Here is a 16579-nt window from a genome sequence, read left to right on the forward strand (position 1 = left end):
CCGTCGATGGGGCTTCCCGTACTTCTCTTGTCAAACCGGAGACAAATCCATGCAGATCACGCTGACCCTGGCGCGTGCCAAACGAGCCGTCTTTTTCTCTTGCGCCACCGTTGCAGCAAGCCTGACGGCGTTCCCCGCTTTCGCGGCGTTTCCGGACAAGCCTGTGAAGATCGTGGTGCCATTCGCGCCGGGCGGAGGCACCGATCTCGTGGCGCGCACCATGGGCATCACCATGGGCCAGGAGCTGGGTCAACCGGTGATCATCGACAACAAGCCCGGTGCAGGCACCATCATCGGAACCGACGCCGTCGCGAAGAGCCAGCCCGACGGCTACACGCTTGTCATGGCGACCGTCGCGCACGTGGTGAATCCGAGCCTCCTGCCAAAGCTTCCCTACAACTACGAGAAGGCATTTGCGCCGGTCATGCTGGTGGGAATTTCGCCGAACGTGCTCGTCGTCCGGGCCGAAAGTCCTTACAAGTCCGTGGGCGACATCATCGCCGCGGCCAAGGCCCATCCCGGAAAGCTCTCGTTCGCATCGCAGGGCGCCGGCACATCGGCTCATCTCGCAGGCGAACTCTTCAAGAATCTCACCAAGACCGACATCACGCACATCCCCTACCGCGGCGCCGGCCCGGCCATCACGGATCTGCTGGGCGGCCAGGTCGATGTGATGTTTGCCACGGCAGCCGCGGTCGGCACGTTCATCGAAAGCGGCAAGCTGCGGGCGCTGGCCGTGACCACCGCCTCGCGCTCCACGGCGCCCTCGCTGGCCAGGGTGCCGACCGTCGCGGAGAGCGGCGTGCCCGGTTATGTGGCGGACAGCTGGTATGGCCTCTATGCGCCGGCCGGAACGCCACGGGACGTGATCATGAAACTGAACGCCGCCGCAAGGAAAGCCGTCCAGACCGAGGCCTTCCGCAAGCGCGTGGAAAGCGAAGGCCTCGTGATCGACGCGGGTTCGCCGGAGGCGTTCGACCGCTATGCCAAGGGTGAAGAGGCCCGCTGGCGAAAGGTGGTCAAAGAGAACCACATCACCACTGACTGAGGCCCAAGGGCAAAAAAATGACCGAAAACCTGATCCAACTCGAAGTCGTCGACGGCGTCGCCACGCTGTGGTTGAACCGCCCGGAAAAGCGCAATGCCATGAGCGACGACATGCGCACCGAATTCATCGCCGCGCTCGAGCGCGTGGCGAACGACAAGGCGATTCGCGCCCTGGTGCTGACGGGCAAGGGAAATGGCTTCTGCGCCGGCGGCGACATCGCCGGCATGGAGCGCCGGATGCAAGCGCCCGCGGGCGAGGTCGGCTTCAACGGTTGGAGCCGCCAGCAACGCGTGCACCACGCGCAGTCGCTGCTGCACACCATGCCCAAGCCGACCATCGCCGCAGTCAACGGCGCCGCGTCGGGCCTGGGTGCCGATACGGCGCTCGCCTGCGACTTCATCATTGCGTCGGATGCGGCGAGCTTCACCTGGTCCTATATCAACCGCGGCATCATTCCCGACGGCGGCGGCATGTACTTTCTGCCTCGCCGCGTCGGCCTGGCCAAGGCCAAGGAGCTGATCTTCAGCGGCCGCAAGGTCGAGGCCGAAGAGGCGCTTCGTCTCGGCATCGCAGATCGCAAGGCCGATGCGGACAGCCTGATTGCGCAGGCACAGCGCTGGGCCGCCGAAATGAGCAAGGGCTCCGCCACGGCGCTGGCCCTGGGCAAGACCATCCTCAACCAGAGCTTCGAGTTGTCGGCCCATCAGGTGTTCGCCCAAGGCAGCCAGGCGCAAGGCATTTGCTACACCAGCACCGAGCATCGCGAATCGGTGATGGCGTTCCTGGCCAAGACCTCCACCCCGGCCGGCAAGGAGTGAGCGCCATGAATGCCATCTCCCGACTCCTCAAGCCACGCAGCGTCGCCGTCATCGGAGCGTCGGGCGACGCCACCAAGACCGCTGGCAGGCCCATCTCGTACCTCGTGAAGCACGGCTTCTCGGGCGAAATCTATCCGGTGAATCCGAAGGCCGATCGCATCGGCGAGCTGGCCTGCTATGCGGACGTGGCTTCGCTGCCGGCGGTGCCTGACGTGGGCATCGTGCTGCTCGGGGCCGAGCGCGCCCACCTGGCGGTGCGCGACCTGGCCGCCCGCGGCACCGCGGCAGCCATCGTGCTGGCCAGCGGCTACACCGAGACCGGTGAAGAGGGCGCGCGCCGCCAGCGGCAGCTGATGGAAGCGGCCGGGTCCATGCGCATCCTGGGGCCCAACACCATCGGCCTGGTCAACCTCACGGACAACATCGTGCTGTCGGCCACGGGTGCGCTCGAGATGGCGCACTTTCCCGTCGGCGGCGTCGGCGTGGTGTCGCAGAGTGGCGGCATCCTCGGTTCGCTGTTGTCTCGCGCTGCGGTGCGCGGCATCGGCCTGTCCAAGCTGATCTCGACCAGCAACGAGGTCGACCTGGAGCTGGCGGACTTCATCGATCATCTCGCCGAAGACGACGCCACGAAGGTCATCGCGCTGTACGTCGAGACGGTGCGCAATCCGGAGAAGTTCCGCGCTGCGGCGCTGAAGGCGGCACGCGCGGGCAAGCCTGTGGTCGTGTTCAAGATCGGCCGCTCCGAGGCGGGCGCAAAGGCGGCGGTGTCGCACACCGGCGCGCTGGCCGGAGCCGACCGCATGTACGACGCGCTCTTCAGGCAGGTGGGCGTGATCCGCGCCCGGACATTCAATGACCTGCTGGACATCCCCGCCGCACTGGCCACCGGCCGTAAGCTGCGCGGCAACCGGGTCGCGATCCTGACCTCCACCGGCGGCGCCGGGACGCTGGTGTCGGACGACCTGGGCCTGTCCGGCTTCGATACGCCCGCACCCGATGCCGCGACGGCCGAAGCATTGCGCGCGCTGCAGACCGGCGACCATGCCGTGCTCGATCGGAACCCGATCGACGTGACCCTGGCGGGCCTGCGGCCTGACTTGCTGCGCGGCGCCATCGACGTGCTGTTGAAGAGTCCCAGCTACGACGCCTTGACCATCATCGTCGGCTCATCCAGCCTCGCCATGCCCGAATTGATGGCCGGCGCGATCCAGGACTGCCTGCCGACCTCGGACAAGCCCGTCATTGCCTACGTGAGCCCGCACGCGCCGGAAATCGGCGCGCTGCTGACACAGCGCGGTGTCCCCGCTTTTGCCGCGGCGGAAAGCTGCACCGCTGCGCTCGGCGCCATGCTGCGGGCCAGCCAGTGGAAAGACCCGGGCGAGCCGACCGCCGCCATGCAGCCGGTTGCGGTAGGCGATCTGCCTTCGGGCTCGCTCGACGAGGCGCAGGCCAAGCAGCTTTTCAGCCGTTTCGGCGTGCCGTGCGCGCGAGAGCTTGTCGTCACCGAGCCAGCGCAGGCCGAGGCCGCTGCGCGTGAGCTGGGTGGCCGCGTAGTGTTGAAGATCCTGTCGGCCCAGGTCACGCACAAGAGCGACGTGGGCGGTGTGGCGGTCAACCTCACGCCCGACACGGTGGGCGCGCGCCTGCTGCAGATGGCGTCCGATGTCGAGGCCAACGCCGGCTCGAGGCCGCAGCGATTCCTGGTGCAGGAAATGGTGGCCGGCGGTACCGAACTGATCCTCGGCATGCACCGTGATGCGCTGGGCACGGCCATCCTGCTGGGAATGGGCGGCGTCACCGCAGAGCTGTTCAAGGACACGGCGATGCGGCTTCTGCCGGCGCAAGGTGGCCTGAGCCGCGACGAGGCACTGGGCATGGCGCAGGAACTGAAGACGTGGCCGCTGCTGGACGGCTTTCGCGGCCGGCCCAAGGCCGATGTCGAGGCGCTGCTGGCGGCCATCGTCGCTTTCTCTCACATGGCGGCCCAACTGGGCGACCGTCTGGTCGAAGCCGAGATCAACCCGGTGTTCGTGCTGCCGCAGGGGCAGGGCGTGCGTGCTGCCGATGGCGTGGTCGTTCTCGCCTGAAGAAATTGAACCCCTGAATCAGGAGAACCTGGATGCATGCAACGGAAGTATTTGCGCGATACGCGGCCGAGTTTTACCGGCAGCCGCTCCCTGCCGAGGTCATTCATCATGCCAAGCGCGCAGTGATCGACTGGTATGCATCGCTTTTCCCGGGCCTGGATGCGGCACCGGTGCGCATGCTGGAGCAAGCCCTGGGCGACGACCTCGATCGCGGTGGCGCCTCCCTGGCGCAAGGGCGCCCGGCCACTGCGCGCGCTGCTGCGCTCATCAACGGCACGGCTGCGCATGCCGCAGAGGTAGATGACAGCTTTCGCGAGGCCATGTACCACCCAGGCGCTGCGACCATCGCGGCCGCAATGGCCGGTGGGCAGGACATCGGTGCCTCAGGGCTTCAGTTTCTGCGCGGCGTGGTGCTTGGCTACGAGGTCTCGACGCGAATCGGCGTCGTGATGGGCCGGTCGCATTACAAGTTCTGGCACAGCACGGGCACCGTGGGTAGCTTCGGAGCGGCTGCGGCGGCTGGCGGATTGATGGAGCTCGACGAAGTTGCCTTCGCGCACGCGCTCGCCACCGCTGCGACCTTCACGGCGGGACTGCAGCAGGCGTTCCGGATGGATTCGATGTCCAAACCGCTGCATGCGGGGCGTGCAGCCGAGGCGGGCCTCCTCGCTGCCCAACTGGCGCGGCGCGGCCTGACGGGTTCGCTGGATGTCCTCGATGGCGACGCCGGGCTCGGCCAGGCCATGAGCAACGGGCCCGACTGGTCGCAGGTCGGCGCGACGCTCGGGCAGGACTTTCACATCACACGCCTGACATTCAAGAACCATATCGGCTGCGGCCACACTTTTCCGTCGATCGACGGCGCCCTCGCGCTGCAGTCGAAGCACCGTATTGCGACTGAAGACATCGTTCGCATTCGTGTAGGCACCTATCGGCCAGCATTGGATATCGCTTGCTACGAGCGACCGGCTTCCGCCAACGAAGCACGCTTCAGCTTGAAGTACATGGTGGCGTCGGCCCTCGTGCATGGCAGCGTGCGCATGGCGGCGTTTGAGCCGGCGCGCCTCGAGGATCCCGCAACGCGCGCCCTGATGGAGCGCATGGAGGTCGCGGTGGATCCGGCGCTCGACGCGGCATTCCCGGGCCAGCGTGCCGCGCGCATCGAGATCGACACCGCGGATGGGCGCCGGCTCAGCCATCTGCAGCCCAATCGGAAGGGCGATCCCGAGGAGCCACTGAGTGACGCCGACCTGGAAAGCAAGTTTCTCGAACTGTCCACGCCGGTGATCGGTGCCGCGCGGGCGCGCAGGCTTCTCGAGCGGCTGTGGCGCCTGGAGAGTGCGACCAGTCTTGCATACGAATCTTGATGAGGCAGGGGGCGTCGAGCCCACCAGGGGAGCGCAAGCGGCTTCGCCCAGGGCGCCCAGGCCGGCCCTGCCTACGGCCGCAGGCGCCAGCCAAGTTCGCCCTGGAGGAACTGGGCGGCCTCGGCGGGCAGATCCTCTGCGTCGAAGAAGCACGCCACGGGGCGCTCGACGACGATCCGTCCAGCATGCAGATAGGCCACGCGCGTGGCGAGGCGCTTGGCCTGCCCGAGGTTGTGGGTGCTCATCACGATCGTCACGCCGCTGTTGGCGACCTCCTCGATGAGGGCCTCGATTTCATTCTTGGCGCCGGGGTCCAGGCTGGCAGTCGGCTCGTCCAGGAACAGGATGTCCGGCTGCAGTGCCCAGGCGCGTGCGAGGCCAAGGCGCTGCTGCTGTCCGCCCGAAAGCGAACGGGCAGATCGCGTGGCGTGTTCGAGCAGGCCCACGTTAGCCAGGCCCTGGCGGCAGCGCTCGCTGCGCTCGGAGGCCGGCACGCCGGAAAGCCAGAGGCCCACCCAGACATTGCGCCACACCGAGAGGCTCAGCAGGAAGGGGCGCTGGAACAGCATGGCCGCTCGCGGAAGGCGGCCTTCGGGTTGCAGCGGCAAGGATTCGCAGCGACCTTCGCAGGGCAAAAGTCCATGCAGCAGCCGCAGCAGCGTGGTCTTGCCGGAGCCGTTGGCTCCGATGAGGATGAGCCGGTCACCCCGGCGCACGGTCAGCGATGCGTCGTTCAGCGCCATCAACGAACGGAAGCGCACCGTGACCCGGTCGGCCCGGATCAACGCTGCCGCCTCGGTAGCAGCCGGCGTGCGAGGGGCGCGAGGAGTGGGCGTCCGGGGCGCCGCATGCGGCGGCACCTGAGAGGCGGCGCGCAGCGGGCGCGTGGCAAGCCAATGCAACAGGCCGATGGCGCCGTTGACCGCGCCGACCACCGCCAGCAGCACGATGCCCAGCGCCAAGGCCAGCGCAAGATCTCCCTTGCTGGTCTCCAGTGCGATGGTGGTGGTCATCACGCGCGTGACGCCGGCGATGTTGCCGCCGACGATCATCACGGCCCCTACCTCGGCAATGGCCCGCGCGAAGGCCGTGAGCAGGACGGTGGCCACGCCCATCCGGTCGTGCACCAGCATCAGCAGCGAGGTGGTGAGCGGCCCGGCGCCCAGGGAGCGCAACTGGTCGCCGCCATCGGCCAGGGCCGCCATCACGAGCCGGCGTGACAGGGCGGCGATCAGCGGCGTGACGAGCACGCTCTGCGCCACCACCATCGCTGAAGGCGTGAACAGGATTCCCAGTTCGCCCAGCGGTCCCGAGCGCGAGAGCAGCAGGTACACCAGCAGGCCCACCACCACGGCGGGCAGGGCGAGCAGCGTGTTCACCAACCACACGGCCAGCGCGTGCCCCGGGAACCGCGCCACTGCCAGCCAGGCGCCCAGCAGCAGCCCGAACAGCGCGCCAATTGCGCAGGCCGTGGCGCTGACCTGCAGCGAGAGCGCCGTGATGCGTACGAGTTCGGGGTCGGCGTGCGTGATGAGCTGCCAGGCCAGTGCCCAGCCTTCGGTCATGGTGTTCATCGAAGGACGGCTCTCAATGCAAGCGCGAGGCCATGCTCATCACGCGGCCCATCCATCGACTGGGCCACCGTTCACTGGCTCGCGTTCGGGAAGAAGAGCTGCTCGCCGCCGATCTTGTACGAGGCGATCGCGGCTTGCCCGTCGCGCGACACCACCCAGTCGGAAAAAGCCTGCGCCAGGTCTTTCTTGACGTGCGGATGCCTGGCCGGATTCACGACGATCACGCCGTACTGGTTGAACAGCTGCCGGTCGCCCTCGACCACGATGCCCAGGTCGCCGCGGTTCTTGAAGTTGAGCCAGGTGCCGCGGTCGGACAGCACATAGGCATTGGTGGAAGCGGCGATGTTGAGCGCCTGGCCCATGCCGCAGCCGCACTCCTTGTAGCCGGCGGGCTTGGCGGCCGCGAGGTCGATGCCCGCCAGTTTCCACTGGCGCAGTTCGGCCGCGTGGGTGCCGCTCTTGTCGCCGCGCGAGACGAAGGCACCGCCCGTGGCGCCCAGTCGCTTGAGCGCGGCCGCGATGTCGTTGCCGCGCACGCCGGCCGGGTCGGATTTCGGTCCGATCAGCACGAAGTCGTTGTACATGACCGCGCGGCGCGGGAGGCCGAAGCCCTCCGCGACAAACTTTTCCTCGGCGGGTTGGTCATGCACGAACAGCGCATCGGCATCGCCGCGGCGCGCCATGTCCAGCGCCTGGCCCGTGCCCACGGCCACCACGCGCACCTCGGTGCCGGAGGCTTTCGTGAACTGCGGCAGCAGGTGCTTGAACAGGCCGGACTGCTCGGTCGAGGTGGTGGAAGCCAGCACGATGAACTTTTCTTGCGCCTGGGCGATCGGCGCGAGCAGCGTGCCGACGAGGGCAGCAGCGAGGGCGAGGAAGTTGAGGCGTCTGCGCGAGGCCATCGTCATCGTGTAGGTCCTTGGAAGTTGAGGATGTACCGTCCTGCCGGATCAGACAGCGGGATCGACGCGAAAGCCCAACCGGCTCAGCGCCTCGCGGGCCGCGGCCGATTGCAGCAAGGCAATGAATGCCTGCACGGGCGCGCGCTCGCGGCGTGCCCTGGGCACCACGAAGTCGTAGCGCTCTTCCTGCACCGGGATGAAGCCCAGGCCGTACTGCCGTGCAACCGTGTCGATGGCCAGGCCCCAGTCGGCGCGCTGCTGCGCCACGGCCACGGCCACCGCGTTGTGCGACTTGGTCTGCACGCCGTAGCCGGGCGGCTTGGCGCTGCCGAGCAGGCGATCGATGAGGATGCGCGTGCCGCTGCCGGCGTTGCGGTTGACCATGGTGCAGCCGGGCCCGGCGATCGCGGCGGCCATGGCCGCGGTGGCATCGCGCCCCTCGAAGCGCGCGTCCGATGGGCGATAGACGATGCCCTGCATGCGGCCATACCCCGGGATCAGTTCCAGCTCCGGCGTGAGCAGTGGCCGGTTGTAGACGCCGGTGGCCGGGTCCATCAGGTGGATGCCCGCCACGTCGCATTCGCCGCGCCGGGCGGCCATCAGCCCGCCCGTGCTGCCCACGTTCATGGCCTTGATGCGAATGCCCTGGCGCACCAGCTCCCCGGCCAGCCAGTCCAGGCCCACGCAGTGGCTGCCGATGAAGATCAGGTCCGCGGCGTCCAGCCCATGGCCCAGCAGCTGCACCTGCACGGGCGCGCCGGCATCGACGATCTCGGTGTGCTGGCCGATGGTGATGAACCCGTCCGCGCTGCTGAACGTGGTGACAGAGCCCGAGCCCTTGCCCATCGGGTAGGCCGCCAGGCCTTCGTCGGTGGGCACCAGGCCCACGAGCAGGTACTCGGTGCGGCCGCGCTCGGAGTTCACGCGCATCGGCAGTTTGGCGTCCACATGCTCGCGCCGCTCCGGCGGCCGGCCGGCGAAGGCGCGGATCACGGGGGCCAGGAACTCGTGGAAGGTGAAGACCGCCGAGGTCGGAAAGCCCGGCAGGATCACGACCGGCTTGCCGCCCGTGACCGCCAGGCACACCGGCTTGCCGGGCTTGAGCGCCACGCCGTGCGCCACCACGCCCGGATCGCCGAGCGCGGCGACCACACGGTAGGAGAGGTCGCCTTCGCCCTTGGACGTGCCGCCCGAGAAGACCACGGCATCGCAGGCCAGCCCCTGTGCGAGCGCGGCCGACAGTGCGGCCTCGTCATCGGGAATCACGCCCAGCCGCACGGGCTGGCCGCCCAGTTCCTCGACGGCGGCGCCGATGATGGCGGCGTTGGAGTCGTACACCGCACCCGTGGGCAGCGGCGCGCCGGGCGCGACGATCTCGTTGCCGGTGGAAAAGATGGCCACGCGCGGCTTGCGGTACACGCCGACCTCGGCGAGGCCGAGTGCCGCGATCACGCCGATCTCGCGAGAGCTCAACGCCTGGCCGGCACGCAACACCGTTTCTCCGCGCGCGATGTCGGTGCCGGCGTAGCTGACGTTCTCGCCTTCGGTGGCCGCGCGGCGGATCTGCACCCGGCCGTCCTCGGTATCGGTGTGCTCCACCATCACGACTGCATCGGCGCCGCGCGGCAGCATGCCGCCCGTGGCGATCGCCGTCGCATGGCCATTTGTCACTTCGCGCTGCGGCACGATGCCGGGCGCCAGCGTCTCGTCGGCGAGCGTCAGCAGTCGGGCCTGTTCTTCCATTGCGCCCCAGGTGTCGGCGGCCTGCACGGCAAAGCCGTCGACGTTGGAGCGGTCGAAGCCGGGCACGTCGATGGCGGCGACCACGTCTTCGGCCAGCACACGGCCCAGCGCCTCGTGCAGGGGAACGGTCTCGCGACCCAGTGGCGCGAGCCTGAGGTGTTGACGGAAGCGGCGTTCGGCCTCGTCGCGCGTGACGACATCGAGAAATTGCGATTGGGGTTTCACAGGCACTCGTAAAGATGAACAGTGACTTCGATCCCGGCCCCGAAGCCTTCGCTTTCCGCGGGCGCGACGACGAAGCCGTCGGCCCGCGTGGTCGAACTCAGCATGGACGCGCCCGACAGCGCGAGCGGCTCCACGCCTTCTTCGCCGATCTTCACGCGCACGTAGTCGACGCGTCCGACCTGGGAGACGATCTTGCGCGCCACGGTTGCGCGTGTCTTGGGATAGGGCCAGTCGGCAGACCGGCCGCCGAGCCGGCGGATCGCACGCCCGGCAAAGAAGTCGTAGGCGCACAGGCAGGAGACGGGGTTGCCGGGCAGCAGGAAGACCAGCGTGTCGCCGATGCGGCCCATGCCGGCCGGACTGGAGGGCCGCATCGCGATGCCGTGGATGGCCAGTTCGCCGAGTTCGGCCAGCAGGCGCGGCGCATGGTCCTCGGCGCCCACGCTGGAGCCGCCGGAGACGAGCACCACGTCGGCATCGGACGCCGCCAGCGCCTGGGCAATGACCTGCGGGTCGTCGCCCAGGCGCTGGTGCGACTCGAGCAGGCCGCCGTCGCGCGCCACGAGGCCGCGCAAGGTCACGGAGTTGGCGTCGTAGATGTCGAAGGGCCCCTTGGGCGTGCCGGGTGCGCGCACTTCATTGCCGGTCACGAGCAGCCGCACGCGGGGCCGGCGCACCACCTGCAACTGCGCCAGGCCCAGCGAAGCCGCCAGCCCCGAGTCCTGCGGTCGCAGCCGGCGTCCCGCGGCCAGCGCCGTGCTGCCGCGCGCGATGTCCTCGCCGACGCGGCCCACATGCTGGCCCGGTGCCACAGCCCGCGTGATGGCCAGGCGCCCGTCCTGCTCGCTCGCATATTCGGCGGGCACCACGGCATCCAGTTCCAGCGGTACCGGAGCGCCGGTCATGATGCGGATGGCTGCGCCCGCGGGCACGGCGCCATCGAACGGCCGGCCGGGCCAGGCATGGCCCGCGATCGGAAACTCCAACGGGTTGTATTCGCCGGCCCCCGTGGTCTCGCCGCCGCGCAGCGCATAGCCGTCCATGGCCGAGCGGTCGAATTCGGGCACCGCGATGGGTGCGATCACCTCATGCAGCAGTACCCGTCCCGCGGCCTCTTCAACCGCCACGGATTCGCCCGGCAGCAGCGGCGTGTGGGCGTCGATCCAGGCGAGCGCGTCGGGAACCTCCGCGCGCTGGGTGAAGCCGCGCATGCGCACATCGGTCGAGGCAGTTCGTTCGGGTGGGGGCATCAGGTTCAGTCTCGCCCGCGCTTGCGCGCGGCGGCTGACTTAATTCTTGGGTGCGGGATGGGTCTGTGCCGAGGGCTGGTTCGTACTGGGCGGTGATGCAGCCGTGGAGGCCGGGGAATGTGCGCCCGAGGCTTCGATGGGCTTGGTTTCGCCCGCGGGCGCCGCGGCGTAAGGGCCCGGATCCACGCAGGGCGGTGTGGTCGCCGCGGCCGGTACCGGCTTGCCCGCGGACTGGGCGCTGGCGCGGTACTTGGCTGCGACCTGGTCCTGTGCCTTGCACAGCAGGTAGGCGTCGGTCTTGGTGCTCCATGCGGTGCGGGCTGCAGCCTCGGCGGCCTTCGCCTGCGCTTCCGGCGTGGGCGCGGGAAGCTTGGCGAAAACGGACGATGCAGCCAGCGCGAAGAGAAGGGTCAGCGTGTGCTTCATGCGGAGGTTCCTTGCGCGGTCACCGGCCGCGCCGGGTCCGATGCGTCGGGGGGCGCCGAGCGCTGCGCCGGGATCTTGCCGGCCTCGATGTCGTCATACCAGAGGCGATGGTGCTCGCGCGCCCAGGTCTCGTCGACATAGCCTTCGCGCATCGCCTTGTAGGCGCCGGTCATGCCCAGCGTGCCGATATAGATGTGGCCCAGGATCATGGCCATCATGAGCAGCGTGGCCACCGCATGCACCATGTGCGCGATCTGCATCTCGCCGCGCGTGTAGACGAAGCCCGGCAACAGCTTGTCGAGGAACAACCCCGAGCCGATGACGATGCTGCCCAGAAGGAGCACGCCGCCCCAGAACACGGCCTTCTCGCCGGCGTTGAAGCGGTGCGACGCGGGCTCCTTGCCGCCGAACAGGCCGCCGCCGTGCCGCAGCCAGCTGAGGTCTTCCGCCCGCGGCCAGTTGCTGCGGATGAAGGTGAAGATCATGAACAGCGTGGTCACGACGAACAGCGGTCCGACGAAGTTGTGCACGGTCTTGAGCATGTAGGTGAGCCAGCCGAACAGCGCGCTGCCGAGCACCGGCAACAAGAAGAACTTGCCGAAGGCCATCACGATGCCCGACAGCGCGAGCGTGACGAAGGCAAGCGCGTTCGACCAGTGCGTGGCGCGCTCGAACGGCGTGAAGCGCTCGATCTTGCGGCCGGTCTCGGCGCCGTGCAGCCGGATCGGCCCGCGCGTGAAATGGAAGATGGCCAGCGCCAGCAGCGTGACGAAGAGCAGCGCCGCGCCGTACGGAATGATCCAGTTGTTGCGCACCTGCCGCCAGGCCTCGCCCGCGTTGGTGAAGCGCGAGCCCGGGTACTGCACGAAGCGCTGGATCAGGTTGCCGGCCTCGGGCGCCTCGCTCACGGGCAGGCTGCTGTAGCCGGTGATGCCGCCGCTCACCTGGCGCCACATCGGTGCGTTGTTGCCGGGCTGCACCTTGTTGCGCTCGCCGTTGGTCTGGTTGAGGTAGTTCGGGTCGGCGCTGGCCTCGGGCTTGACCTCGAAGATGTTCTGGCTGCGGATGCCGCCCTCGGCCTTCGGTGCGGCAGCGGCGGTGGAAGCGGAAGCAGGCGAAGCAGGGGCGGGCGAAGCCGCGACGGCGCCGCTCGCGGCCGGGTTGGCGTCCTGGGCCGGCGCCACCGCCGCACAGCCCAGGAGCGCGGTCGCCAACAGCGCGTGGAACGCCCGCCTGGTGCGAATGGTGACGCTCATGCGGCCTCCGGTTCAGTTTTCTCGGATGTACTCGTTCTGCCCGTTGGAGCGAACCTTGATCTGTTGCTCCCACGCCGTCTTGTCGCCCACCTTCCAGCCGGGCGCGGTGAAGGCCGTGCCGGTGTTGGCCTGCGTGCCGGTGCCGCTCCAGGGCACTGCATCGTGCTTGACGCCCTCCGCGTTCGTCTGCGGCTTCTCGGTGCAGGCCGCAAGCAGCATCGCGCCCGAAGCGAGCACGACGAGGGTCGCGACCGCGCGCTTCACTTGGTGCCTCCGGTGGTCGGCGTGCCGGCCTGCTGCGAGCCATAGGCCGTGCCCCAGCCCCAGACTTCGGCGCCCGTGCCGCGTTGCACGACGCGGGTGCGGAAGATGTCGGCCACCACGTCGCCGTCGCCGGCCAGCAGCGCCTTGGTCGAGCACATCTCGGCACAGGCCGGCAGCTTGCCTTCGGCCAGGCGGTTGCGGCCGTACTTCTCGAACTCGGCTTCGGAGCCGTTGGCTTCGGGGCCGCCGGCGCAGAAGGTGCACTTGTCCATCTTGCCGCGTGCGCCGAAGGTGCCTTGCGACGGGAATTGCGGCGCGCCGAAGGGGCAGGCGTACGAACAGTAGCCGCAGCCAATGCACACGTCCTTGTCGTGCAGCACCACGCCTTCCTCGGTGCGGTAGAAGCATTGCACGGGGCACACCGCCATGCAGGGTGCGTCGGAGCAATGCATGCAGGCCACCGAGATCGATTTCTCGCCCGGCAGGCCGTCATTGAGCGTGACCACGCGGCGGCGATTCACGCCCCAGGGCACCTCGTTCTCGTTCTTGCAGGCCGTGACACAGCCGTTGCACTCGATGCAGCGCTCGGAATCACAGACGAATTTCATTCTTGCCATGGTGATTCCTCATGCTTTCTCGATGTTGCAGACAGTGGTCTTGGTCTCTTGCATCATGGTGACGCTGTCGTAGCCGTAGGTCGTGCCGGTGTTGATGGCCTCGCCGCGCACGACGGGCGCCGCGCCCTTTGGGTAGTAGGCGAGCAGGTCCTGGCCCTGCCAGCGGCCCGAGAAGTGAAAGGGCATGAACACCGTGTCGGGCCCGACGCGCTCGGTCACCAGAGCCTGCACGTTGAGCTTGGCGCCGGTGGGCGTGTGCACCCAGACACGCTCGCCGTTGCGGATGTTCTTCTCGGCCGCCACCTTCGGATTGATCTCGATGAACATCTCCTGCTGCAGCTCGGCCAGCCAGGGGTTGGAGCGTGTTTCCTCGCCGCCGCCCTCGTATTCCACGAGCCGGCCCGAGGTCATGATGTAGGGGAATTTCTCGGCGATCTTGTCGGCGATGTTCTTCTGCTGGACGGTCTTGTAGAGCGTGGGCAGGCGCCAGAAGGCCATCTTGTCGTCGTGGGTCGGGTACTTCGCGGCCAGGTCGGGACGCGTGCCGTAGAGCGGCTCGCGGTGTTGCGGAATGCCATCCGGAAAATTCCACACGACGGCTCGCGCCTTGGCATTGCCGAAGGGGTGGCAGCCGTGGTTCTTCATGAACACGCGGATCATGCCGCCCGAGCTGTCGGTCTTCCAGTTCTTGCCTTCCGCCTTGGGCTTCTCGGCCTCGGTGAGCTCGTCCCACCACCCGAGCTTCTTGAGCAACACGTGGTCCAGTTCGGGATAGCCCGTGGTGATGTCGGCGCCGAGCGAGTACGAGCCGTCTTCGGCCAGAAGGTTCTTGCCATTGCGCTCGACACCGAAGTTCGCGCGGAAGTTGCCGCCCCCATCCATCACGTGCTTGGACGTGTCGTAGAGGTTGGGCGAGCCGGGATGCTTCAGCTCGGGCGTGCCGTAGCAGGGCCAGGGCAGTCCGAAGTAGTCCCCCGAGATGTCGTAGCCGTTGACCTTGTCCTTGACGGAGCCCTTGGCCTTGAGCGTGCGCACGTCGAAGGCGGCCATGTTGCGCATGTGCGCCTGCAGCCGCTCGGGGCTCTGGCCCGAGTAGCCGACGGCCCAGCAGGACTTGTTGATCTCGCGCAGGATGTCGTCCGGCACGGGCTCATCCATGCCCTTGACCTTCTGCATCTTGTAGTTCTTGCTGAGCTCCTTGCCGAAGCCCAGCCGGTCGGCGAACTGCTGCATGATCATGTGGTCGCTGCGGCTTTCCCACAGCGGCTCAATCACCTTCTCGCGCCATTGGACCGACCGGTTCGACGCCGTCACCGATCCGCTGGTTTCGAACTGCGTGCACGCGGGCAGCAGGTAGACCGCGCGGTTCGCATTGGCGTCTTCGGGCCTGCCCGGCATCGCGGCCATCGCGGCCGTGGCCGACGGATAGGGGTCGACGACGACGAGCAGATCGAGCTTGTCCATCGCCCGCTTCATCTCGAGGCCGCGGGTCTGCGAGTTGGGCGCATGGCCCCAGTAGAAGACGCCGCGCAGGTTCGAGTCCTGGTCGATCAGCTCGTTCTTCTCGAGCACGCCGTCGATCCAGCGCGACACCGTGATGCCGGGCTTGCTCATCATCGCGGGCGATGCGAAGCGGCCCTTGATCCATTCGAAGTCCACGCCCCAGGTGGCGGCGAAGTGCTTCCACGACCCTTCGACCAGGCCGTAGTAGCCCGGCAGCGAATCGGGGTTCGGGCCGACGTCGGTCGCGCCCTGCACGTTGTCATGCCCGCGGAAGATGTTGGTGCCGCCGCCCGACGTGCCGACGTTGCCGAGCGCCAGCTGGAGGATGCACGAAGCCCGCACGATGGCGTTGCCGATGGTGTGCTGCGTCTGGCCCATGCACCAGACCACGGTGCCGGGGCGGTTCTCGTGCAGCATGGTCGCGATCTTCAATACCTGGGCTTCGCCGACGCCGCAGGCCTCTTCGACCTTGTCGGGCGTCCACTTGCTCATGACGTCCGCGCGCACCTCGTCCATGCCGTAGACACGGTCGTTGATGTAGCGCTTGTCTTCCCAGCCGTTCTTGAAGATGTGGTGCAGGATGCCGAACAGGAACGCGATGTCCGAGCCCGAGCGGATGCGCACGTACTCGTGGGCCTTGGCCGCGGTGCGGGTGAAGCGTGGGTCGACCACGATCATCTTGCAGCCGTGTTCCTTGGCGTGCAGCATGTGCAGCATGCTCACGGGGTGCGCCTCGGCCGCATTCGAGCCGATGTACATCGCGACCTTCGCGTTGCGCATGTCGTTGTACGAATTGGTCATGGCGCCGTAGCCCCATGTATTCGCCACGCCCGCGACCGTGGTCGAGTGGCAGATGCGCGCCTGGTGGTCGCAGTTGTTGCTGCCGAAGAAGCTCACGAACTTGCGCAGCAGGTACGACTGCTCGTTGCTGTGCTTGCTCGAACCGATCCAGTAGATCGCGTCGGGCCCGCTGGCCTTGGTGAGCTCCTTGAGCTTGGCGGTGATTTCGTCGAGCGCTGTGTCCCAGCTGATGCGCTCGTACTTGCCGTTGACGAGCTTCATCGGATAGCGCAGGCGATATTCGCCATGGCCGTGTTCGCGCAACGCGGCGCCCTTGGCGCAGTGGGCGCCGAGGTTGATGGGCGAGTCGAACACGGGTTCCTGCCGGACCCACACGCCGTTCTCGACCACGGCGTCGGACGCGCAGCCGACCGAGCAGTGCGAGCACACGGTGCGCTTCACCTCGATCTTGCCGGCGCCGATGGCCGCGGGCTTGCCGTCAGCGGCCCTGGCTTTCTGGATCAGCGTAAGCTGGCTGGCGGCCAGGCCCACACCGACACCGAGGCCGGAGCGCCGCAGGAAGGCGCGCCGGTCCATCGTCGGCAGCACGTTCGCGAGGCCGCGCCGAAGGCTGTGGACGAAGGGCGACGCATTGGGGGGCGCGTCGCAGGCACGTTGACTTGCGGTGCCCGGGGATTTTCTGGTCAGAAGCACAA

13 protein-coding genes are annotated in these 16579 nt (G+C 68.0%); 4 read left to right on the forward strand and 9 right to left on the reverse strand.

The annotated features are described in order from the left end of the window. Positions 1–49 precede the first annotated feature (49 nt). Genes ACCD11_RS04705 through ACCD11_RS04720 form a run of 4 tightly spaced genes read left to right on the forward strand, consistent with a single transcriptional unit; the run spans position 50 to position 5323 of the window. Positions 50–1048, forward strand: coding sequence for a tripartite tricarboxylate transporter substrate binding protein (locus tag ACCD11_RS04705; protein ID WP_413312635.1), 999 nt, complete (start codon positions 50–52; stop codon positions 1046–1048). Positions 1049–1065: 17 nt separating this feature from the next. Then, complete coding sequence (locus ACCD11_RS04710) at positions 1066–1866, forward strand: enoyl-CoA hydratase/isomerase family protein (RefSeq protein ID WP_413312636.1); 801 nt, start codon at positions 1066–1068, stop codon at positions 1864–1866. A 5-nt stretch (positions 1867–1871) separates the two neighbouring features. Then, positions 1872–3956 (forward strand): acetate--CoA ligase family protein, encoded by a 2085-nt coding sequence (locus ACCD11_RS04715; RefSeq protein ID WP_413312637.1) that lies wholly within the window; start codon positions 1872–1874, stop codon positions 3954–3956. 32 nt (positions 3957–3988) lie between these two features. Continuing rightward, positions 3989–5323: an MmgE/PrpD family protein gene (locus ACCD11_RS04720; RefSeq protein WP_413312638.1), complete on the forward strand. Its 1335-nt coding sequence runs from the start codon at positions 3989–3991 to the stop codon at positions 5321–5323. A gap of 71 nt (positions 5324–5394) precedes the next feature. Here the strand turns inward: ACCD11_RS04720 and ACCD11_RS04725 are convergent, their stop codons facing one another. The 9 genes from ACCD11_RS04725 to ACCD11_RS04765 form a co-directional block, all read right to left on the reverse strand. Next, a complete protein-coding gene (locus ACCD11_RS04725; protein WP_413312639.1) occupies positions 5395–6897 on the reverse strand; it encodes an ABC transporter permease in 1503 nt (500 codons plus the stop codon). Positions 6898–6968: 71 nt separating this feature from the next. Further along, the gene (locus tag ACCD11_RS04730; RefSeq protein ID WP_413312640.1) at positions 6969–7805 is read right to left on the reverse strand and encodes a substrate-binding domain-containing protein; all 837 of its coding nucleotides are present in this window, start codon (positions 7803–7805) and stop codon (positions 6969–6971) included. A gap of 42 nt (positions 7806–7847) precedes the next feature. Next, entirely contained in the window at positions 7848–9767 is a 1920-nt protein-coding gene (locus tag ACCD11_RS04735; protein WP_413312641.1) for a molybdopterin biosynthesis protein, read from the reverse strand. Further along, positions 9764–11017, reverse strand: a complete 1254-nt coding sequence (glp, locus tag ACCD11_RS04740) for a gephyrin-like molybdotransferase Glp (RefSeq protein WP_413312642.1) — start codon at positions 11015–11017, stop codon at positions 9764–9766. Before glp ends, ACCD11_RS04735 begins: the two co-directional genes overlap by 4 nt. Before the next feature lie 39 nt (positions 11018–11056). Next, positions 11057–11443 carry a hypothetical protein gene (locus tag ACCD11_RS04745; RefSeq protein WP_413312643.1) on the reverse strand — a complete coding sequence of 129 codons (387 nt, stop codon included), beginning with the start codon at positions 11441–11443 and terminating at the stop codon, positions 11057–11059. After that, positions 11440–12699 (reverse strand): formate dehydrogenase subunit gamma, encoded by a 1260-nt coding sequence (locus ACCD11_RS04750; protein WP_413312645.1) that lies wholly within the window; start codon positions 12697–12699, stop codon positions 11440–11442. Before ACCD11_RS04750 ends, ACCD11_RS04745 begins: the two co-directional genes overlap by 4 nt. A 12-nt stretch (positions 12700–12711) precedes the next feature. Continuing rightward, a complete protein-coding gene (locus ACCD11_RS04755; protein WP_007832882.1) occupies positions 12712–12963 on the reverse strand; it encodes a hypothetical protein in 252 nt (83 codons plus the stop codon). Then, the gene (gene fdh3B / locus ACCD11_RS04760; protein ID WP_007832884.1) at positions 12960–13580 is read right to left on the reverse strand and encodes a formate dehydrogenase FDH3 subunit beta; all 621 of its coding nucleotides are present in this window, start codon (positions 13578–13580) and stop codon (positions 12960–12962) included. The genes ACCD11_RS04755 and fdh3B overlap by 4 nt, the downstream gene beginning before the upstream one ends. Positions 13581–13589: 9 nt before the next feature. After that, positions 13590–16577, reverse strand: a complete 2988-nt coding sequence (locus ACCD11_RS04765; protein WP_413312646.1) for a formate dehydrogenase subunit alpha — start codon at positions 16575–16577, stop codon at positions 13590–13592. Positions 16578–16579: the final 2 nt, after the last annotated feature.

Source organism: Variovorax sp. Varisp36 (genome assembly GCF_047304235.1).
Classification (GTDB): Bacteria; Pseudomonadota; Gammaproteobacteria; order Burkholderiales; family Burkholderiaceae_C; genus Variovorax.

What these genes read in the sequence shown, in the direction of transcription:
- ACCD11_RS04715 (WP_413312637.1), top strand. Translation starts at nt 1,872, where the DNA reads ATGAATGCCATCTCCCGACTCCTCAAGCCACGCAGCGTCGCCGTCATC.
- ACCD11_RS04710 (WP_413312636.1), top strand. Translation starts at nt 1,066, where the DNA reads ATGACCGAAAACCTGATCCAACTCGAAGTCGTCGACGGCGTCGCCACG.
- glp (WP_413312642.1), bottom strand. Translation starts at nt 11,017, where the DNA reads ATGCCCCCACCCGAACGAACTGCCTCGACCGATGTGCGCATGCGCGGC.
- ACCD11_RS04750 (WP_413312645.1), bottom strand. Translation starts at nt 12,699, where the DNA reads ATGAGCGTCACCATTCGCACCAGGCGGGCGTTCCACGCGCTGTTGGCG.
- ACCD11_RS04745 (WP_413312643.1), bottom strand. Translation starts at nt 11,443, where the DNA reads ATGAAGCACACGCTGACCCTTCTCTTCGCGCTGGCTGCATCGTCCGTT.
- fdh3B (WP_007832884.1), bottom strand. Translation starts at nt 13,580, where the DNA reads ATGGCAAGAATGAAATTCGTCTGTGATTCCGAGCGCTGCATCGAGTGC.
- ACCD11_RS04720 (WP_413312638.1), top strand. Translation starts at nt 3,989, where the DNA reads ATGCATGCAACGGAAGTATTTGCGCGATACGCGGCCGAGTTTTACCGG.
- ACCD11_RS04705 (WP_413312635.1), top strand. Translation starts at nt 50, where the DNA reads ATGCAGATCACGCTGACCCTGGCGCGTGCCAAACGAGCCGTCTTTTTC.
- ACCD11_RS04725 (WP_413312639.1), bottom strand. Translation starts at nt 6,897, where the DNA reads ATGAACACCATGACCGAAGGCTGGGCACTGGCCTGGCAGCTCATCACG.
- ACCD11_RS04730 (WP_413312640.1), bottom strand. Translation starts at nt 7,805, where the DNA reads ATGACGATGGCCTCGCGCAGACGCCTCAACTTCCTCGCCCTCGCTGCT.